The organism is Phocaeicola coprocola DSM 17136 (assembly GCF_000154845.1).
Classification (GTDB): domain Bacteria; phylum Bacteroidota; class Bacteroidia; order Bacteroidales; family Bacteroidaceae; genus Phocaeicola; species Phocaeicola coprocola.
Map to the genome: position 1 here is coordinate 1 of NZ_DS981469.1, position 19,115 is coordinate 19,115.

12 protein-coding genes and 2 pseudogenes are annotated in these 19,115 nt (G+C 41.1%); 2 read left to right on the plus strand and 12 right to left on the minus strand.

Annotated features, from left to right (window positions below; all coding sequences use genetic code 11):
• Window positions 1–133: 133 nt before the first annotated feature.
• A pseudogene (locus BACCOP_RS21065) lies at window positions 134–367 on the plus strand (transposase domain-containing protein); the annotation flags it as partial.
• Window positions 368–447: 80 nt separating this feature from the next.
• Window positions 448–864: pseudogene (locus BACCOP_RS08220) on the plus strand (transposase); the annotation flags it as partial.
• 274 nt (window positions 865–1,138) lie between these two features.
• On the opposite strand, the gene BACCOP_RS08225 reads toward BACCOP_RS08220, so the two are convergent.
• The 12 genes from BACCOP_RS08225 to BACCOP_RS08280 form a co-directional block, all read right to left on the minus strand.
• A complete protein-coding gene (locus tag BACCOP_RS08225; protein ID WP_007568154.1) occupies window positions 1,139–2,536 on the minus strand; it encodes a glycoside hydrolase family 57 protein in 1,398 nt (465 codons plus the stop codon).
• 17 nt (window positions 2,537–2,553) lie between these two features.
• The gene (locus BACCOP_RS08230; RefSeq protein ID WP_007568155.1) at window positions 2,554–3,825 is read right to left on the minus strand and encodes a glycosyltransferase family 4 protein; all 1,272 of its coding nucleotides are present in this window, start codon (window positions 3,823–3,825) and stop codon (window positions 2,554–2,556) included.
• Window positions 3,826–3,840: 15 nt separating this feature from the next.
• The gene (locus BACCOP_RS08235) at window positions 3,841–5,787 is read right to left on the minus strand and encodes a glycogen debranching enzyme N-terminal domain-containing protein (protein WP_007568156.1); all 1,947 of its coding nucleotides are present in this window, start codon (window positions 5,785–5,787) and stop codon (window positions 3,841–3,843) included.
• Between the two features lie 250 nt (window positions 5,788–6,037).
• Window positions 6,038–7,312 carry a serine--tRNA ligase gene (gene serS, locus BACCOP_RS08240; protein ID WP_007568157.1) on the minus strand — a complete coding sequence of 425 codons (1,275 nt, stop codon included), beginning with the start codon at window positions 7,310–7,312 and terminating at the stop codon, window positions 6,038–6,040.
• Between the two features lie 95 nt (window positions 7,313–7,407).
• Complete coding sequence (gene kdsA, locus BACCOP_RS08245) at window positions 7,408–8,214, minus strand: 3-deoxy-8-phosphooctulonate synthase (protein ID WP_007568158.1); 807 nt, start codon at window positions 8,212–8,214, stop codon at window positions 7,408–7,410.
• 11 nt (window positions 8,215–8,225) lie between these two features.
• The gene (locus BACCOP_RS08250; RefSeq protein ID WP_007568160.1) at window positions 8,226–9,158 is read right to left on the minus strand and encodes a diacylglycerol/lipid kinase family protein; all 933 of its coding nucleotides are present in this window, start codon (window positions 9,156–9,158) and stop codon (window positions 8,226–8,228) included.
• A 4-nt stretch (window positions 9,159–9,162) separates the two neighbouring features.
• Window positions 9,163–10,080, minus strand: a complete 918-nt coding sequence (gene miaA / locus BACCOP_RS08255) for a tRNA (adenosine(37)-N6)-dimethylallyltransferase MiaA (protein WP_007568162.1) — start codon at window positions 10,078–10,080, stop codon at window positions 9,163–9,165.
• A 366-nt stretch (window positions 10,081–10,446) separates the two neighbouring features.
• On the minus strand, window positions 10,447–12,786 hold the full coding sequence (locus BACCOP_RS08260) for a glycoside hydrolase family 3 N-terminal domain-containing protein (protein WP_007568164.1): 2,340 nt from the start codon (window positions 12,784–12,786) through the stop codon (window positions 10,447–10,449).
• A gap of 4 nt (window positions 12,787–12,790) precedes the next feature.
• Window positions 12,791–15,235 (minus strand): beta-galactosidase GalA, encoded by a 2,445-nt coding sequence (gene galA, locus BACCOP_RS08265; protein ID WP_007568166.1) that lies wholly within the window; start codon window positions 15,233–15,235, stop codon window positions 12,791–12,793.
• A 95-nt stretch (window positions 15,236–15,330) separates the two neighbouring features.
• Window positions 15,331–16,527: an AGE family epimerase/isomerase gene (locus BACCOP_RS08270; RefSeq protein ID WP_007568168.1), complete on the minus strand. Its 1,197-nt coding sequence runs from the start codon at window positions 16,525–16,527 to the stop codon at window positions 15,331–15,333.
• Window positions 16,520–17,911 carry an MFS transporter gene (locus tag BACCOP_RS08275; RefSeq protein WP_007568170.1) on the minus strand — a complete coding sequence of 464 codons (1,392 nt, stop codon included), beginning with the start codon at window positions 17,909–17,911 and terminating at the stop codon, window positions 16,520–16,522. The genes BACCOP_RS08270 and BACCOP_RS08275 overlap by 8 nt, the downstream gene beginning before the upstream one ends.
• Before the next feature lie 25 nt (window positions 17,912–17,936).
• Entirely contained in the window at window positions 17,937–19,112 is a 1,176-nt protein-coding gene (locus BACCOP_RS08280) for a glycoside hydrolase family 130 protein (RefSeq protein WP_040311954.1), read from the minus strand.
• Window positions 19,113–19,115: the final 3 nt, after the last annotated feature.

The window sequence follows — 19,115 nt, forward strand, 5'->3', positions numbered from 1 at the left end:
TATCTGACGTATCATCATAGTGGTCATGATGATGCAAGATACAACTCATGCAAACGACTGATGAGAAAGCTGTGACTATACGATAATCAGTGAAATCCTGAAAATATCTCAAGACGGTCTGCGGAAATATCGACACCTCTGTGAGCAAAGGATGAAACCTGTAAAGCTGCTGCTCAAGAACTGTATGAACATAGGCAGTGAGGATGCAGCAGGAAACTCGGCATTCATCTTTTCTCTGATAGAAAGCTGCAAGCTTAATGATATAGCCCCTCAGGATTACCTGAAGCACTTGTTTGAATGTATTCTTCATGGTAAGGACTGCGACAAGAAGGTCCTTCTGCCATGTTTTTATAAATCGGAATGTTAAAACTAAACTATTTTCTTGCGGACATTTTTATTTTATCGGCTGAAAAACAGCCGATAAAATTGTCGTGGCGGAAAATAGAATGGTTACGTGTCATCCATTCCTTTGACCTCACTTAGGCAAGTGTGCATGACATTCATTACCTGAAGGATGTGAAAGTGGATTATAGTAATTGTACAGTCATAGGGGACAGAGGATATATAAGTGCCCAAGTGCAATTGGATCTGTTTGAAACTGCCAATATCAGATTGGAGGTACCATACAGATGTAATCAAAAAGAATGGAAGCCAACATTCCCAGCTTTTGCCAAAGCGAGAAAAAGAATTGAAACCATATTCTCGCAATTGTGTGACCAGTTTATGATTATAAGGAATTATGCGAAAGATACAGATGGATTGTTTGCCCGGATTATCGGGAAGATTAGCGCACTTACAATCCTCCAATATATTAACTACAAAAATGAAAAGCCTATTGGCAGAGTTAAATATGAGCTATTTTAATTCCGCCAACAGGTTAGTGTTTATATTAGGATACGCCATAAAGCACATATAAATTCTTTTACATATCAGGGACTGATTGACTACACTCATCAACAAACTAACCAAACACGCTCACAACACTACCAATCATAGGATCTTAATACAAAAAGCCCTATCAAACTCCATACAAGAGAATGATAGGGCAATTTTTTTATCAGCTATAATCAATCTGAATTTTCTGAGTATCTTTATATCCGTTGAAACTCCAACGATCAAAGATCTCAGAGAAAATCAATTAAGCCTCTTTCTTTGTTGTTTTCTTAGCTGTCGATTTCTTTTCAGTACCTTCAGCTGTTTTCTTGGTAGTTGTTTTCTTGGTAGTTGTTTTCTTGGCACCTTCCGCTTTCTTCAATGCTGCCTGAAGTTTATTTACTTCACTTGTCAACTGTACCAGTTCTTCTCCCTGATTCTTAATTGTTGTCAACAGTGAACTTAATTCTTCATTATCCATATCTACAGGATAAAGAGCATTAACTCGTCCCAAGAAATCACCCAAGATATTCATATAGTTAGTAAAGGCATCATAAGGAGAATCGTAAATACCTCTGTTCAATCCTACACCTGTATCCTTAGTAGTCATGAAACGGAAGTTGTTACTAGCCTGCAAATAATACCAGTCTTGCTTGATGCGACGGTCATCACACAAATGAACACGTTCGGCTACACTATAAAGCTTGTTGAAAGCTTCACGCTGCATTACATTACCCAACCACGGACTGATATCTCTTTCTTCGTCTGCCCATGACATCGGATAAGGTACATCTACCATATCCACTGATTTCAGCTTAGTAACGATTTCAGTCGGTGTAGAGAAAGTGATACCTCTTTGTTTTGCACATACCGGCAAAGCCTTCAGGAATTCCAATATATTAGAAGACAATGGCTGTGCTATACCCAGTGCTGACAATTCCATGAAGACATTGATAACCTGTTCATTTTCTGGAAGAGAAGCAATCCAGTCAATATATTTATCAGCAAACAACGGATATTCACTCCATTCGCTGTTAGAGAAACGAAGGCTGATATCGTCTGACAACTTAAAGTCACGCATCAAAAGCTTCAGATTCGGATTTTCTGCGCAGTGGTACAAATAGTGAGCACTCTTCCAACCCAATACGTGTTTTGCACCTTCTACCAACATACCCTTGAAGCCCATGCTTGCAACAATGCCACCTATTTCATTATCGTAAATCAAGCTAGAGTTACGGAATACTTTTGGTTCCTGACCGAAATAGTCTTTTACCTTACGACGCATTTGTTCTACCTCCTCGCAGAAGCAATCTTCATTTGCCAATGATGAAAGTCCATGTGAATAAGGTTCACAGATAAACTCACAACATCCTGTAGCATTCAGTTCGTGTAACAGCTCAATTACAGCCGGTGCATGTATCTCCAACTGTTCCAATGCAACTCCGGAAATAGAAAGGGCAACCTTAAACATGCCTTCATTTTCCTTTGCCATTTCAATAAGAGTTTTCAGAGCTGGAATATAAGAGCGTTCAACCACTTCGTTAATGCCTTGTTCATTGGCATAATCATCATAATAATAGTGGTCTGTTCCTATTTCGAAGAAACGATAACGTTTCAAATGTATAATCTGGTGTATTTCAAAGTAAAGACAGATTGTTTTCATAACTAACTTAGCATTTATTATTTACCATAATTTTTTAAAACCTGATCGTACAATGCGCGTACTTTCAAACCAACTTTTTCCCATACGATACCATCCACTTCTTTCTTACCTTCATCGCGCAGATATTCATAAAGCGACTGGTTGGTACAAATAGAATGAATAGCATCTGCCATTGCGTGAATATCCCAATAATCGGTTTTTATACACTTATCGAGGATTTCGGCACATCCCGACTGTTTAGAGATGATAGTCGGAACACTACACTGCATTGCCTCAAGCGGAGAGATACCAAAAGGTTCTGATACAGAAGGCATGATATACACATCACTAGCTTTCAATACCTCATATACCTGTTTCCCTTTCATAAATCCCGGGAAATGGAAACGATCTGCGATACCACGTTCAGCAGCCAGACGAATCATTGCATTCATCATATCACCGCTTCCCGCCATCACGAAACGAATATTACGAGTACGTTTCAGTACCATAGCAGCAGCCTCAACGAAATATTCAGGTCCTTTCTGCATAGTGATACGTCCCAAGAATGTTACGATCTTTTCTTTCGGATTCTTACGCGGTACAATCTCCTGTATTTCTTTTGGCAACGGAGATACAGCATTATGCATAGTAAATACCTTACGCGGATCCTGATAATATTTATGAATAACCGTCTGACGGGTAAGTTCACTTACGCACATAATACAATCTGCATGGTCCATACCGTTCTTTTCGATTGAATATACGGTTGGGTTCACATTACCACGGCTACGGTCGAAATCAGTTGCATGCACATGAATAACCAACGGTTTTCCCGAAACCTGTTTTGCATGAATTCCGGCCGGATAAGTCAACCAATCGTGTGAATGGATGATATCAAATTGCTGTTGACGTGCTACCACACCGGCAACAATAGAATAGTTATTAATTTCCTCATGCAAATTATCAGGATAACGTCCTGAGAATTCCATACAACCCAAATCGTTTGTATGCATATAATTGAAGTCAGCATAAATATGTTCACGCAAGTCATAATAAAGTTGCGGATCCATATAATGCCCTACACGACTATTTACATAATCCCACTGTACATCGCGCCATACAATAGGGACACTGTTCATTCCAATAATTTTCAGGAAACTTTGGTCTTCATCTCCCCACGGTTTCGGAATACAGAAAGTAATATCCATATCCGGCTGTTGCGACATACCTTTAGTCAAACCGTAACTGGCAGTACCTAAACCTCCTAAGATATGAGGAGGAAATTCCCAACCAAACATTAAAACCTTCATATGCTTTCCTCCTTTTTATTGATTATCATATTTTTCCAATAGATTTAAAGTTCTCAAAATTTGTGCAACGTTCATTGCAAACGAAACGGCTCCTCTACCTTTAAACGGTGGATTACCGTCAAACAATTCAGGAATAGCACCCAGACAGTGCAAACTCATTTCGTCTTCATAGCCAATCATCTGACGTTCAACGAATGAAATAGCACTACGCTTATACAAGCGCAAGTAAGCTTCCAGATAGAAGCCTTCCAGCCAAGGCCATGCTGTACCCTGATGATATGCATAATCACGCTGCAACTGAGGACCTACATAATTAGGATTATATCCTCCGCTCTTCGGGCTTAACGAACGTAATCCCTTCGGAGTAAGCAATTCTCTAGTTGCAATATCTACGATACCCTTCTTCTGTTTGGCATCCAGAGGAGAATAATCGAATGAGGCTGCAAAAATCATATTAGGACGAACACTCCAGTCGAGCATATCGCCATCTACATAATCAAGTAAATAACCATATTCGTTCAAGAATGTATCGACAAATGACTTGGCTGTCTTTTCGGCTATACCTGCCAGTCGAGAAGAAAGCTCTGATGCACCTTCATTTTCGGCCAACAACTCTGATACATACATCAGTGCATTGTACCACAATGTATTAAACTCAACAATATAGCCCGAACGAGGAGTTACAGGACGACCGTTGACAGTTGCATTCATCCATGTCACCGCTTTATCTTTACCATCAGAGTAAACCAAGCCGTTGTCATGAAGTGCCAAATTAGGATGTTTACCATCAACAAGATATGTCATTATATCCTTCAACAGGTTTCCATACTTCTGATAAGCATCCTTTCTAGAAACAGCTTTACCAAACTGCTGAACAGTCCATATAGCCCACAAAAGCACATCAGGATGTTCCATTTCGTACACTATCAAAGAAGTATCCTCTCCTTTCATGAAAGCATAGATAGCTTTTACCGCAGTATTCATTACCATATCGAACTTATCAAGTTCATTAATGGCAAGAGTCAATCCCGGCAAAGAGATAAACATATCACGTGCACGACATTTAAACCATGGGTAACCTGCCAAAATATAATATTCATCACCTTGCTTGTTCAAGAACTGATGAGCAGCGTTTACCAAACAGTTTTTAAAGCTATCACGAGGAGTACGTCTGTCTGCTTCCTGTGCAAACAGTTCGTTCAGTCTTTCCGGTTCAATTTCAGAGATACCACCAGAGAACACAATCGGCTCATCCTTGGTGATTTCCATTTCAAAATATCCAGGAACATACAAGTCTTCGTTAAAATCATACCCGCGTTCCTGCTCTTTTGTATATTCTATACCTCTGTACCAGTCGGGTTGGAAATGAAAATCATTATTTTTACTCATCTGCATGTATAAATCGGGATATCCCGGATACATGCAAGTTTTCAAACCATTTTTAACTTCATCGTAATGGCGACTTGCCTGCGCATTCTCATGCGTATACTGGCGAACACTACGGAAAGCCAAATATGGACGCAGACGAAGAGTCGTTTTTGAATGAGCTTCCAGCAAGGTATAACGAATTAATATTCTGTTTTCATGGTGTACGAATAATTTTTCCTTTTTCAGGACTACACCCCCTACTCTATATATTGTAGTAGGAACCTTTTCGCATTCAAATTCACGGATATACTTATGTCCACGAGGACTAAAATTATCCCCATGGTATTTATGGAGCCCTAAATTAAATTCAGCTCCGTGCTGTACGATTGTTTCATCCAATGAAGAAAGCAAAACATGGTTTTCATCATCCAGTTCTGGTACTGGAATGACCAACAAACCATGATATTTGCGAGTATTACAATCTACAATAGTAGAACAGTGGTACGCACCAGAACGATTTGTACGTAAAATCTCACGCGTAAGAGATTCTTCCAAATTCGTCATTAGCGTTTTGTCGAATCGTAAATAACTCATAGCTGTTATATTAAGGTTATAATTAATAATTCTATAAAAAATGTTATTTTATTGCCTCCTCAAAAATAGTAATTAAATGAAATAAAGAAAAAAAATAAACGGTTATTTTTTCTCTTTTGTGCAAAAAAAATTCCATTTGCAACTAATTGGAGTCAAAGTTGTTTCTAGCACATCTGATAAAAGTCTAAAAGAGAGGGGCTATCCGGTAAAATCCCGATAGCCCCTCTTCATTATTATATTCATTTTAAAATTATTTTATCATGTCAAAGCCACAATATGGAACCAAAGCCTTCGGTATGCGAATACCTTCAGGAGTCTGATTATTTTCCAACAAAGCAGCAACTATACGCGGCAAAGCCAAAGCAGATCCGTTTAATGTATGACAAAGTTCAGTCTTCTTATCTGCATTGCGGTAACGACATTTCAAACGATTTGCCTGATAAGTATCGAAGTTAGAAACTGAGCTGACTTCCAACCAGCGCTTCTGAGCTTCAGAATAAACTTCAAAGTCGAAGCACAAAGCAGCTGTAAAGCTCATATCACCTCCACACAGACGAAGGATACGATAAGGTAATTCCAGCTTCTGCAACAAACCTTCTACATGATCCAACATTTCCTGATGAGATTGTTTAGAGTGTTCCGGTTTGTCAATGCGTACCAGTTCCACTTTAGAGAATTCATGCAAACGGTTCAAGCCACGTACATCTTTTCCATAAGAACCGGCTTCACGACGGAAACACTGGGTATAAGCACAGTTCTTAATAGGCAACTGTTTCTCATCCAAAATCACGTCGCGATAAATATTTGTTACAGGAACCTCTGCTGTAGGAATCAGATACAAATCATCCAGATTGCAGTGATACATCTGGCCTTCCTTATCAGGCAACTGTCCGGTGCCATAACCAGAAGCAGCATTTACTACTGTAGGCGGCATGATTTCTTCATATCCGGCAGCACGAGCTTCATCAAGGAAGAAGTTAATCAAAGCACGCTGCAAACGAGCTCCCTGTCCTTTATAAACCGGGAATCCGGCACCTGTAATCTTTACACCCAGGTCAAAATCTATTAAATCATATTTCTTTGCCAGTTCCCAGTGAGGCAGTGCATCTTTAGGAAGTTCGGTTTCCATTCCTCCCATCTTCACAACTTCATTGTCTTCAGCACCAACGCCTTCAGGCACTTCATCGTAAGGAACATTAGGAATAGTATACAACAGGTTCTGCATATCTTCAGCAGCCTGATCCATCTCAGCCTGCAAACTCTTGCTCACTTCCTTTATTTCTGCTACACGAGCTTTAGCTGTTTCAGCTTCTTCTTTCTTGCCTTCTTTCATCAGTAAACCGATATTCTTCGATATTGAATTTACTTCAGCAAGATTTCTATCTAATTGATTTTGCGCATTACGTCTTTTGTCATTCAATTCAATCACTTGCGCAATGGTTTCTTTTGCATTGGCAAAGTGTTTCTTTTCCAATCCGCGAATTACCTTATCGGTATCTTCTGTAATTTGTTTAATAGTAAGCATATCTTTTTTACTTTTTGAACTCTATTTTTTGGTTGTGCAAAGATATAGTTTTTTATCGGAAAACATGCAACATACATTCCGATATAAATTTTACATTATCGGCAAGCCTGACGAATACGTACCAATTTCACCAATAAATCTTCCAGCAAATCGAGCTTCAACATATTTGCTCCATCACTTTTCGCAACCGAAGGATCTTCGTGTGTTTCCATAAACAAACCATCTACTCCTACAGCGACACCCGCTTTTGCAACTGTTTCTATCAGCTGAGGCATTCCTCCTGTTACTCCGGAAGTCTGGTTTGGTTGCTGCAATGAATGAGTCACATCCAATATTACAGGATGTCCGAATGTTTGCATTTCCGGTATTCCGCGATAATCGACCACCAAATCCTGATAACCGAAAGTTGTTCCGCGTTCAGTCAGCATTACCTCATTGTTTCCCGCCTCTACCACTTTATCGGCTGCAAATCGCATGGCCCCGGGAGAAAGGAACTGTCCTTTCTTGATATTTACAATCTTTCCGGTTTTTGCGGCAGCAACAAGCAAATCTGTCTGACGACACAAGAAGGCCGGAATCTGCAACACATCAACATATTCGGCAGCCATAGCTGCTTCATCTGCTGCATGTATATCTGTTACCACCGGGACATCGAATGTATCACGCACCTTGGCAAGAATCTTCAAAGCCTTTTCATCGCCGATTCCCATAAACGAATCCAAGCGTGAGCGGTTAGCTTTACGGTACGATCCCTTAAATATATAAGGTATACCCAGCTTATCGGTTATCTTTACCACACGTTCTGCAATACGCAAAGCCATGTCTTCTCCTTCTATCACACAAGGTCCTGCCAGCAAAAAGAAATTATCGCTTTTCTTTAAATCAGAAATAGTATGTATCATAAATCTTTAAATCAGTTTGGTATTATTAATGTCAGTGCTTCGGGAGCAATGGTTATCTCAATCGGGAAATGACGGTCGAACCAGATACGTCCGTCAAGGCTGATTTCAGCATTCTGGGCACGCAATATCTTTACTTTACGGGTTCGGTACGGCTTTACGATCTTATGATTAAGCAAACGCCCCTGCTGCATCATCCACAGACCAGAAATCAGCTGACGAAGTTCCGGACGATAAACCAGTGATACATCAAGCCAGCCGTTATATGGTACAGCGCTAGGTGTCAGTCCGTAACCACGTCCACTTCCGATAGCTACTGCCATCAAACGTCCCCGTATATGTTCATCGTTTACTTTCAGGTGCATACGATACAACTTACGTTCGAAAGCAACAAGGAACAGTGAAGCAAGATACGAAAAGAGAGGTATTCCCCAAAAACGACGTGTTTCGTTAGTAATAAGTACAATACGTGCCCCCAACCCGATATAAACAGCATTCAGGAAATGCCGTATCTGATGCTTTTCTCCATCAAAATAACTGAACACTCCCACATCAACCTTTCTAAGACGGCGGTTTATCAGTACATCTACCGCTCCTTTATAATCATCAGAATCAAGCCCCCAATATTTTGCAAAATCGTTTCCGATACCATTCGGAATAATTCCAAACGCGATATCGTGCTTATCGGGAACATCCGAAAGCATAATGCCGTTTACAGCATCGTTTATGGCTCCGTCACCACCCACGATGACAATCGTGCGATAGCCATTGTTTGCCAATGCACGGGACAATCTCTCAACCGAACCGAATCCATCCGACTGCACGTAATCGAACAAGACTCCGCGACTTTCCATATAACCGCGAATCTCCTTCCAGCGCTTCTGCGCTTTCCGACTTCCAGCTTTTGGGTTATATATCACTCCCCAACGAGTAGGTTCCACTGCCATTTTCTTATTCTTTATTGAGTAATCCGATTATTTCATTTACTTTTTCCTCCATCGGGCGGGTTGCATCTATCCAATGTATAGTAAAGCCACGCCGTTCCATGCCTCTGAACCATGTCATTTGCCGTTTGGCAAACTGATGAATGGCTATTTCCAGTTGATGATACATTTCATCAAACGTCAGTTGTCCGGTAACGTACAGCGTAAGGTATTTATATTCCAACCCATAATATATCAGATCGTCCGGACCAATTCTCCCGTCTATCAGAGCACGCACCTCGTCAACCATACCTTCATCCAGACGCTGCTTCAACCTTCTGGAGATTTTTTCTCTTCTCAACTCACGGTCTATATCCACACCGATTATCAGGCTGTGAATTTCAGGAAACTTACGCGCCTCTACCGGCTGATGCAAATAATATTCTTCTATTTCGATAGCACGGATAGCCCGTTTGGCTGTATCTACATCGGTTGAATTATGCAGTTTCTTATAAGAAGACAAGATGGCAGTAAGTTCTTCGAGTGATTTATCGGCCAGTCTGACTCTCAATTCCGGATTTTCGGGTACAGGCAAAAGCTTATAACCTTTCAGGACCGATTCCAGATACATACCCGTTCCTCCACATAATATCGGAAGGATATTACGTGAACGAATATCATCGTAAGCTTTCAGAAAATCGCGTTGAAACTCGAATACATTATATTTATATCCCGGTTCTGCAATGTCTATCAGATGATAAGGCACACGATAGCCGTCTACAACATAATCTGCCAGATCTTTCCCTGTACCCAGGTCCATACGCCGATATACCTGACGACTGTCACCACTGATGATTTCAGCATGCAGTTGTACAGCCAAAGCGGCAGCTAAAGGGGTTTTGCCCGAAGCGGTAGGACCAAGTATAGTTATCAGATCATAATTCATAAGTCTTCCGGAAAAAAGTTCTGATGACAAAGATAGCTTTTTCTTAAACACAATAAGGAGAAAGATTGCAAGTTTTTTACATATATGGGGCAATTAAGGAATAAGATACAAGAAATCTCCCTAAAAACATCTCGATGTTTTTTTATTTTTTGTACAAATTTTCTCTAAAACATGCTGATATTTTAGAGAAAACTTCAGCATATTTTTTCATACGTCGCAGCATATTATTCAAAACACTGTATTTCAGCATAATACTACAAGCAGCTTTAATCTTCGGCAATGCAGACTTAAAGGCATAAAAAATCCCCGGCTTCGGGAATCATTTATCCACAACAGCCGGGGATTTTCTATAAACACTTATTATACTCAACGATTAGGAGTATCCCATACTTTTGTTTCTGTGCAATTAATATCTAATGTCTGTCCGCCACACTTTATTGTAAAGTCTCCTTTTTCCAGGCGCCATTTACCGTCGTAACCAACAAATGCCAGATCACTGCCTTTCAGTTGCATGGTTACGGTTTTGGTTTCACCCGGGTTGAGTGCCACTTTTTCGAAGTTACGCAGACGGATGTTATCAGGAGTGCTGCTTGCCACCAAATCTTTTGAATAAAGCAGTACGCTTTCTTTTCCGGCTACCTTTCCTGTATTGGTAACATCGACGCTGACTGTCAGGACATCATCAGCAGTAAATGAAGTTTTGTCAATTTTCAGATTTGAATAATTGTAAGTTGTATAACTCAAGCCATCACCAAAATTCCACTGTACATCCATTACCGAGTCGTAGTTGTAATTTCCGCCCATCTGTCCCATGTTTTCGCAAGGCTTATAGTCGTAGTTTGCCAATGCGTTGATATATTTAGGATAGGTGAAAGGCATCTTTCCGCTGAAGTTGGCATCACCGGCTAGCAGGTTGGCAAGGGCATCGCCACCATAATTGCCCGGAAGCATCACGTTAATTACGGCTTTTGCCAGTGGAACAATGTCGTTGATGATACGCGGACGACCTTGATTCAAGATCAGAATGACTGGCTTTCCGGTTGCAGCAAGGGCTTTTACCAGATTGCGTTGGTTTTCCGACATGGTCAGATTGCTCAAATTACCCGGAGTTTCGCAGTAAGAGTTTTCTCCGATGCAGGCAATAATCACATCGGCACGACTGGCTGCGGCAACTGATTTTTCGATTTCCGGCTGGTTTTCTTCCCACCAGTTATCGTTTTTATAAGGAGCGTAAGTCACACCCGGTTCGTAGATGATGTTCTCTTTACCGTATTTGTTGCACAATGCTTCGTAAATCGTATTATATGCTCCTGCAAATTCGTCGGCACGATGTCCCTGCCAGCTATACGACCACCCTCCGTTCAGGCAGCGCATGGAGTTGGCATTCGGACCGGCAAGCAGGATTTTTGTTCCTTTGGCAAGCGGCAGGATATTGCCTTCATTCTTCAACAGCACTTCTGATTCTTCGGCGGCCTGCAAAGCTTCGGCTGCAAATTCCTTCGAACCAAACTTATCGTATTTCTTAATATCCCAATATGGATTTTCGAACAGCCCTAGACGGTATTTCAGACGTAATACGCGGGCTACGGCATCATCAATGCGGCTCATGGGAACTTCACCTTCCTGTACCAGTTCTTTCAAGTAGTCGCAGAAGCTTACTTCGTAGGGAACCATCGACATGTCGATTCCGGCATTGATGGCAATCTTGACAGCTTCTTTCTTGGTTGCTGCAATGTGGTCGCGTGTACACAGATTGTTGATATCCGCCCAGTCGGTCACAATCATACCGTCCCAGTTCAAGTCCTCCTTCAACCATTCGGTAAGCAGTTCACGATTAGCATGGAAAGGCATACCATTGTCTACACCTGAGTTTACCATAACCGACAGCGCACCGGCTCTCACTGCTGCCAAAAACGGAGCAAAATGTTTTTCACGCATATCGCTTCGTGAAATAGAAGAAGGTGTACGGTCTTTACCCGAAACTGGAACACCATACCCCATGTAATGTTTCATGCAGGCTGCCACATTATATTCGCCAATATGATTCGGATCATCTCCCTGAAAACCTTTGACAGCCTCAACACCCATTTCTGCATTCACATAACAGTCTTCTCCGTAGTTCTCCCACATACGCGGCCAGCGCGGGTCACGTCCTAAATCGACAACCGGAGCATAGGTCCAGGGAATACAGCCAGCCTTTGTTTCGTAAGCAGATATTTCTGCTCCACGACGAACCAGGCTGCGATTGAAAGTAGCTCCCATGTTGACACCTTGAGGGAATAATGTACCATCGAGTGTATAGGTGGTTCCATGAATCTGGTCCACTCCATAAATACATGGAATGCCTATTTCTTTCATCGACTTCTCCTGAATTTGCTTAATGGCAGCCGCCCACACTTCTTTTTTCTGGGCTACGCTTAAAGGAACATTCAGGATAGAACCAACTTTATACTTACCTATCACCGTATCGAGCATAGCCTCGCTCAACTTAAACCCATCTTTGCTTCCTGGAAAATCAGTAACTACATCGACTGTTATCTCACACATCTGTCCGATTTTCTCTTCGAGTGTCATTTTTTTCAGCCATTCCTGAATATGTGCCTCGATTACCGGATCAGCAGAAATCGCAGGAGCCGGCTGAGCCATTCCTGCAAGGCTTCCGGCACATACCATAGAAGCCATCGCCAAATTTCGAATATTATTCATGATATTAATCTATTATAAATTGTTGAGTTGCTTTTTTCAATCCCGTACCAGAAACTTCCAATTGGACATTTCCTTTCTTTCCTTCCTGCGAACGGATTATTACCTGTGCCTTTCCAGAAAAAGCTTTGATGCGGAAAGATGTTTCACCATTTACAGGACGTTCTATTTCCTTGAATCCCGGATCACCGTTCCCGTATCCCAATATCGTTGCAGGACCAGTCAAGGTAACAATCATTTCATTCATGGCATCGGGTACTTCACGATTTTTTTCATCTTTCAATGTCAGATCTATAATTGCAATATCCTGACCGCCCGCCTTCAAAGTTGTATTATATGGTTCTATTGAGATACGGGTAGCCTTACCTGTAGTTTCTATTTTCTCTACCATAACTTTCTTGCCAGCCTTATAGCCTTTGGCCAGTAAACTACCCGGACGATAAATTGTTTTCCATTCGATATATCCATTGACCGGCATAGACTTCCGTCCTAAGCTTTTTCCGTTGACAAACAGTTCAACTTCGTCACAATTGCTATATGCCCATACATTAATACTATCTCCTTCATGACCAGACAAATTCCAATGCGGTGACAAATGCAGAACCGGTTCGTCAGTCCACCAAGATTTCAGATAAAAGGCTTCATCTTTAGGGAATCCGCAATAATCAAATATGCCAAACTGTGAGCCTGTAGCCGGATAAAGCATCGGATTCGGTTCACCTCTATAATCAAGTCCTGTCCAATAGAAAAGTCCGGCCAGCCAAGGACGGTCATGATAGAACTGCCAGCCTCTTGCCATCGGATTAATAATATGATTATCATCTTGAGCCGTACGATTGATAGGAGCCATCCAACCACGTAATGAATCGGTATAATAAACGTTACGTGTACCACATCCTGATGTTTCCTCCGAACCAACCGGCGAATACCACTCAGGATGTTTCTGATGGAATTCATCTATCGGGTTCTGGCGGAGATAATTATATCCTTTCACATCGACTCCGAAGAGAGAAACCCGTCCACCGGCCGTTCCTTGTGTCGACAGGCGAGTTGAGTCCAGCTGATGTACATATTCACTCATCGATTTAGTAATACGCAATCCACGTTCATTACCTTCGAGTGCCCACTCTTCATTTCCGATACTCCACAAAATAATACATGGATGATTCCGGTCACGCTTGATCATATGTTCCAAAAGACCGATATGCTCACGATTGATACCCATCAGACGATTTTCTTCAATAACAAGCATTCCCAGGCGGTCGCATAAATCCAGAAAGACAGGCGACATCGGATTGTGCGACGTGCGTATGGCATTACTTCCTATCGTTTTCATCTTCTTTATGCGATACTCCCACAACCGGTCGGGGATTCCAGTCCCTACTCCGGCATGATCCTGATGTAAGTTAGTTCCTTTCAATTTAACCGGACAACCATTTAGCATAAATCCTTTCTGTGGATCAAACTCGATTTTCCGGATTCCAAAATTGGTAGAATATGTATCAACCAACTTCTCGCCGACATATACATCTGTATATAAGGTATATAAATAAGGCTGTTCCAGATTCCACAAATGAATATCATTCATCTTTACCGACTGCAATAGCTTCACCTCTTCCTGTTTAGGAGCTAAAGTAATATCTGATTTCTGCGTACTGACTACTTCGCGTCCTGTAGCATCAAGGACACGATTGACCACTGTACAATTCGCCGGTTCCAATCCCTTATTCGATAAACGAACTTCTATATTCACATCGGCAGCCTTATAAGAATCGGTTATGTGAGAAGTAACGAACGTGCCAAAAGGAGCAACATGAACTAATGACATCTTTTCCAACCACACATCGCGATAAATTCCTGCTCCTTCGTAATACCAGCCTTCTTCCGTACTGGCATCTACACGGACTGTAAGCAGATTCTCTGCGCCGTAATTCAAGTATTCCGTCAAATCATAAACCTGAGTAGCATATCCGCTCGGTTCATGTCCTAAATAAAAACCGTTGCAGAATACTTGTGCATTACGAAAGATTCCATCAAATCTGACAGCAATGTGTTTGCCTGAATCCTCTGCTGCAATATAAAACTTACGCCGATACCATCCAACACTTGTTTCAGGATATTTCCATCCGATGGTTTTATATCCATGACTATGACTTGCTTCTTCTGAATAAGGAAGATCAACTGCCCAATCGTGCGGTAAACTGACTGTTTGCCACAAAGAGTCATTAAACTGCTCGGAACTTGGACCTTGGTTCTGATTAAAAGACTTGGCCTTTGCGAAATAAGTAAAATATTCAGTTCCATGAGTAAAATCTTTTTTCATGTCACCAGCATGTCCATACGCAAATTTCCATCCATTATTCAGCAATATCGACTCTCTTATTTGTTGTGCACTGACAGACAAACAAGCCATAAACTGTATAAGCAGTAAAACAGATAATAGTTTTCTCATAATATTATTAGTAATCCGGGGTTAAGCAACAAAAAACAGCCTTCATCATTACTATTATTCGTCTAATAATGATGAAAGCTGTTCTCTATCGTTTTTCAAGAAAAACGTTCCAATATTTCCATACACATACGACCATTATGATAAGGACATTTCCAGAATCCAGCTTTATCATCTTTGGTATTAACTGTTCCGTCAGGATACAAGCTCCAATGCCATTCACCCTGCTCCGTGTCTACTAATTTTGACTTGATAAATGTCCAGCACTTCAATGCCTTTTCCAAGGCCGACTTATCACCAAAATGCTGATAAAGATTAAGATGACCGACAACATTCTCAGCTTGTACCCACCAATGCAACTCACGATCTATTTTTCCTTTGCTCACAAAGTTTTCATAAATCATGCTGCCATCTGGATTTAGTCCTTCATCAGCAGCCTCAGCTATTTTTATAATGGCAGGTTCCACCTTCTGCAACAGACCTTTATCACCTAATACCAAAGCAGCTTCATGAATCAGCCACGACGCCTCAATATCATGTCCGTATGATACAATCTGATATTTGTTGGTCCAGTCATCTTCAAAAAATAAATTCAGATGATAAGTTTCAGCATCCAATATTTTATCCAAAAACAAGTTTACCAGATTATAGATTTGTTTTCCCAGACGTTCATCCTTCCACACGCGATACAGATTGGTATAAGGTTCCAGAATATGCAAATGCGTATTCATGGTTTTCTTCTCGTTTTCATCTTTATCACTCAGACGCATATCTTCTATTGGACACCAGTTGCGGGTAAGAGCTTCCAGATAACCATTCTTTTCTGCATCAAAGCTATACTTCTCGATAACTTCAAACAAACGTTTGGCATAATCCAAAGCCTCAGCATCACCTGTAGCACGCGTATATTCACTCAAACCGTAAATAGCAAAGCCTATGGCATAAATCTGTTTTTTTGTATCGACAGGATTTCCTTTATAATCAAGTTCCCAATAAATACCTCCAAAATCACTGTCATAGAAGAAATCAATCAGATAACGCTTTGCACGTGTAGCAGTTTCAAGATATTCTTTTTTTCTCAACAAGCGATAAGCAGCAGAGAAAGTCCACAAAATACGTGCATTGAGAATTGCTCCTTTCGAAGCTGATGCCTCCAACACGTCATTGCCTGTGATACGACCATAGAATCCACCATGCTCATGGTCGGTCATTTTTGTCATCCAAAAAGGAAGAATATTGTTTTCCAGCTCAGCCTTTACCTCAGAACAGAGCTGTGATACTATTTCGTTATACATTTTTTGATTGTCGTTTTAAGTTTAACTGTTCCATTATACCCTTCATTTTCTGTTCTCCCAATGGATAGAAGCAAACAAATACTACCGAAATAAATGCCGCAATTGCGGGAAGCAGACTTAAGAACATCTTAATACCATTAATAGTTTCTTCACTTTGCACTGCATTAGCCTGGAAACCGAAGAAAGACAACAGCCATCCTGTTACAGCTGTACCAATTGCCCAGCCAAACTTCTGACTCATTGATGACGCACTGAATATCAAACCTGTCGCACGATTACCTGTTTTCAGTTCCGAGAAATCGGCACAGTCGGCATACATTGACCAAAGCAAAGGGAAAATACTTCCGGCACATATGCTTATCAGACATTGGAATACAAAAATCAGAACCAGATCATCCTTATCGAACCAGAAGAATACCACACTTAAGGCTGAAGCTACCAGCATAGACAATGCGAAAGTTCTTTTCTTTCCAATCTTATTACTCATGGGAGCAGCCAGAATAACTCCGACAATATTGGCAATCTGACCGATAGAAAGATACAATCCACTCAGTACAAACGATACGCCCATCAGCGAAATAGTACGGAACTCGTCTTCTATAATAAAATACTTGAAGTAATATACCGCAGCTCCGTCACGGATAGAGTTAAATACCAAAGTGGCTACTCCGGCACCAAACAATATCCACCACGGTTTATTATGGAAGAGGTCTTTGATATCATCTTTCAGAGAAGTCTTTTTATCATTGATAGGCTTCACCCGTTCTTTTGTCCATGCAAAACAACCAAAGAACAAGACTGCACACATGATTGCAATTACAACCACAGCCATGAACCATCCGAACTGCTGGTCAGCAACTTCCTTGCTATGCCCACTAAAGGCATTGACCATAGGCATGAACAACAGAAGTGCAATAAAACTGCCCAAATAAGCAAACATCATACGATAAGTAGACAGTGTATTGCGTTCTGACGGATCGGGACTCATCACTCCTAACAAGGATGCGTAAGGAACATTAATGGCCGAATAAACCATCATCATCAGCGAATAGGTTATATAGGCATAAACCAATTTACCCATATCGCCGAAGGGTGGCGTATAAAAAGTAAGTACTCCTATCAAAGCAAACGGAATAGCCAGATATAACAAGTACGGGCGGAACTTACCCCATCGGCTGGAAGTACGGTCGGCTACAACTCCAACAATCGGATCGAATACAGAATCCCATATACGAGTAACCAAGAACATTGTTCCCACCATAGCAGCAGGCAAGCCAAATACATCCGTATAGAATATCATCAAATAAGCCCCGAACAACTTCCAAAACATAGAGGAAGCCATATCTCCGAAACCATAACCTATTTTTTCCGTGAGTTTTATCATAGCAGTACTTACTTTCTTATTTTTATTATTTTATCAATTTCAGGTTCTTATCAATCAGTTTTTTCAGCGTTTCTACTGATGCAGTAGTTGTCAGGCCGTCTTGTGGAGTATTCATACAGTAATCTACCAGTTTGTCGATAGTAGAAACAGCTACATGCATACGTGTGTCTGAAGAAGCATAATAAATAAATACTTTTCCATCTTCGTCGGCAATCCAACCGTTTGTAAACAACACATTTGAAACGTCACCGATACGCTCTTCTCCTTCAGGAGCCATAAAATAGCCTCCAGGAGCAGCAATCAGCTTGCTAGGATCTTCGAGTGAAGTCATATACATGTAAAGTACATAACGCAAACCAGCAGCACAACCACGTACTCCATGAGCCAGATGCAACCATCCCTTCGGAGTCTTGATAGGATGTGGACCTTCACCGTTCTTCACTTCTTTTATTGTATGATAATAACGGCAGTCAATAATCTTTTCTTCTTTTACTTCGGCATGAGTTATATCGTCAACCAGTGCCCATCCGATACCACCGCCACTTCCGGCATCGATAAATCCATCTTGCGGACGAGTATAGAATGCATATTTTCCATCCACAAATTCCGGGTGAAGAACAACATTACGTTGCTGACTCTTCGATTTTAAATCCGGCAAACGTTCCCATGTCTTCAGGTCTTTAGTACGAGCAATTGCTGCTGTAGCTGTTGCAGAAGACAGATCACCGGCAGGCGCATTATCATCGTGACGTTCAGCACAGAAAATACCGTAGATCCAACCATCTTCGTGAGCTGTCAGACGCATATCATAAATATTGGTAGCCGGTATTACATCGTCGGGCATGGTAATAGGATAATCCCAGAAACGGAAATTATCTACTCCATTCGGGCTTTCAGCAACAGCAAAGAACGACTTGCGGTCAGCTCCTTCGACACGCACTACCAGCAAATATTTTCCGTTCCATTTAATAGCTCCGGAATTCATTGCAGCATTCATTCCAATGCGTTCCATCAGATAAGGATTTGTCTTTTCATCCAAATCGTAACGCCAGAACACAGGAGTATGAGCAGCCGTTACAACTGGATACTTATAACGAGTATATACTCCGTTGGTTGTTTCAACAGGCTCATTCTTACGAGTAATCAACTCTTCATGCTGAGCAAACAATCTTTTTACTTTGTCTTCAAATGTAGTATTCATTAT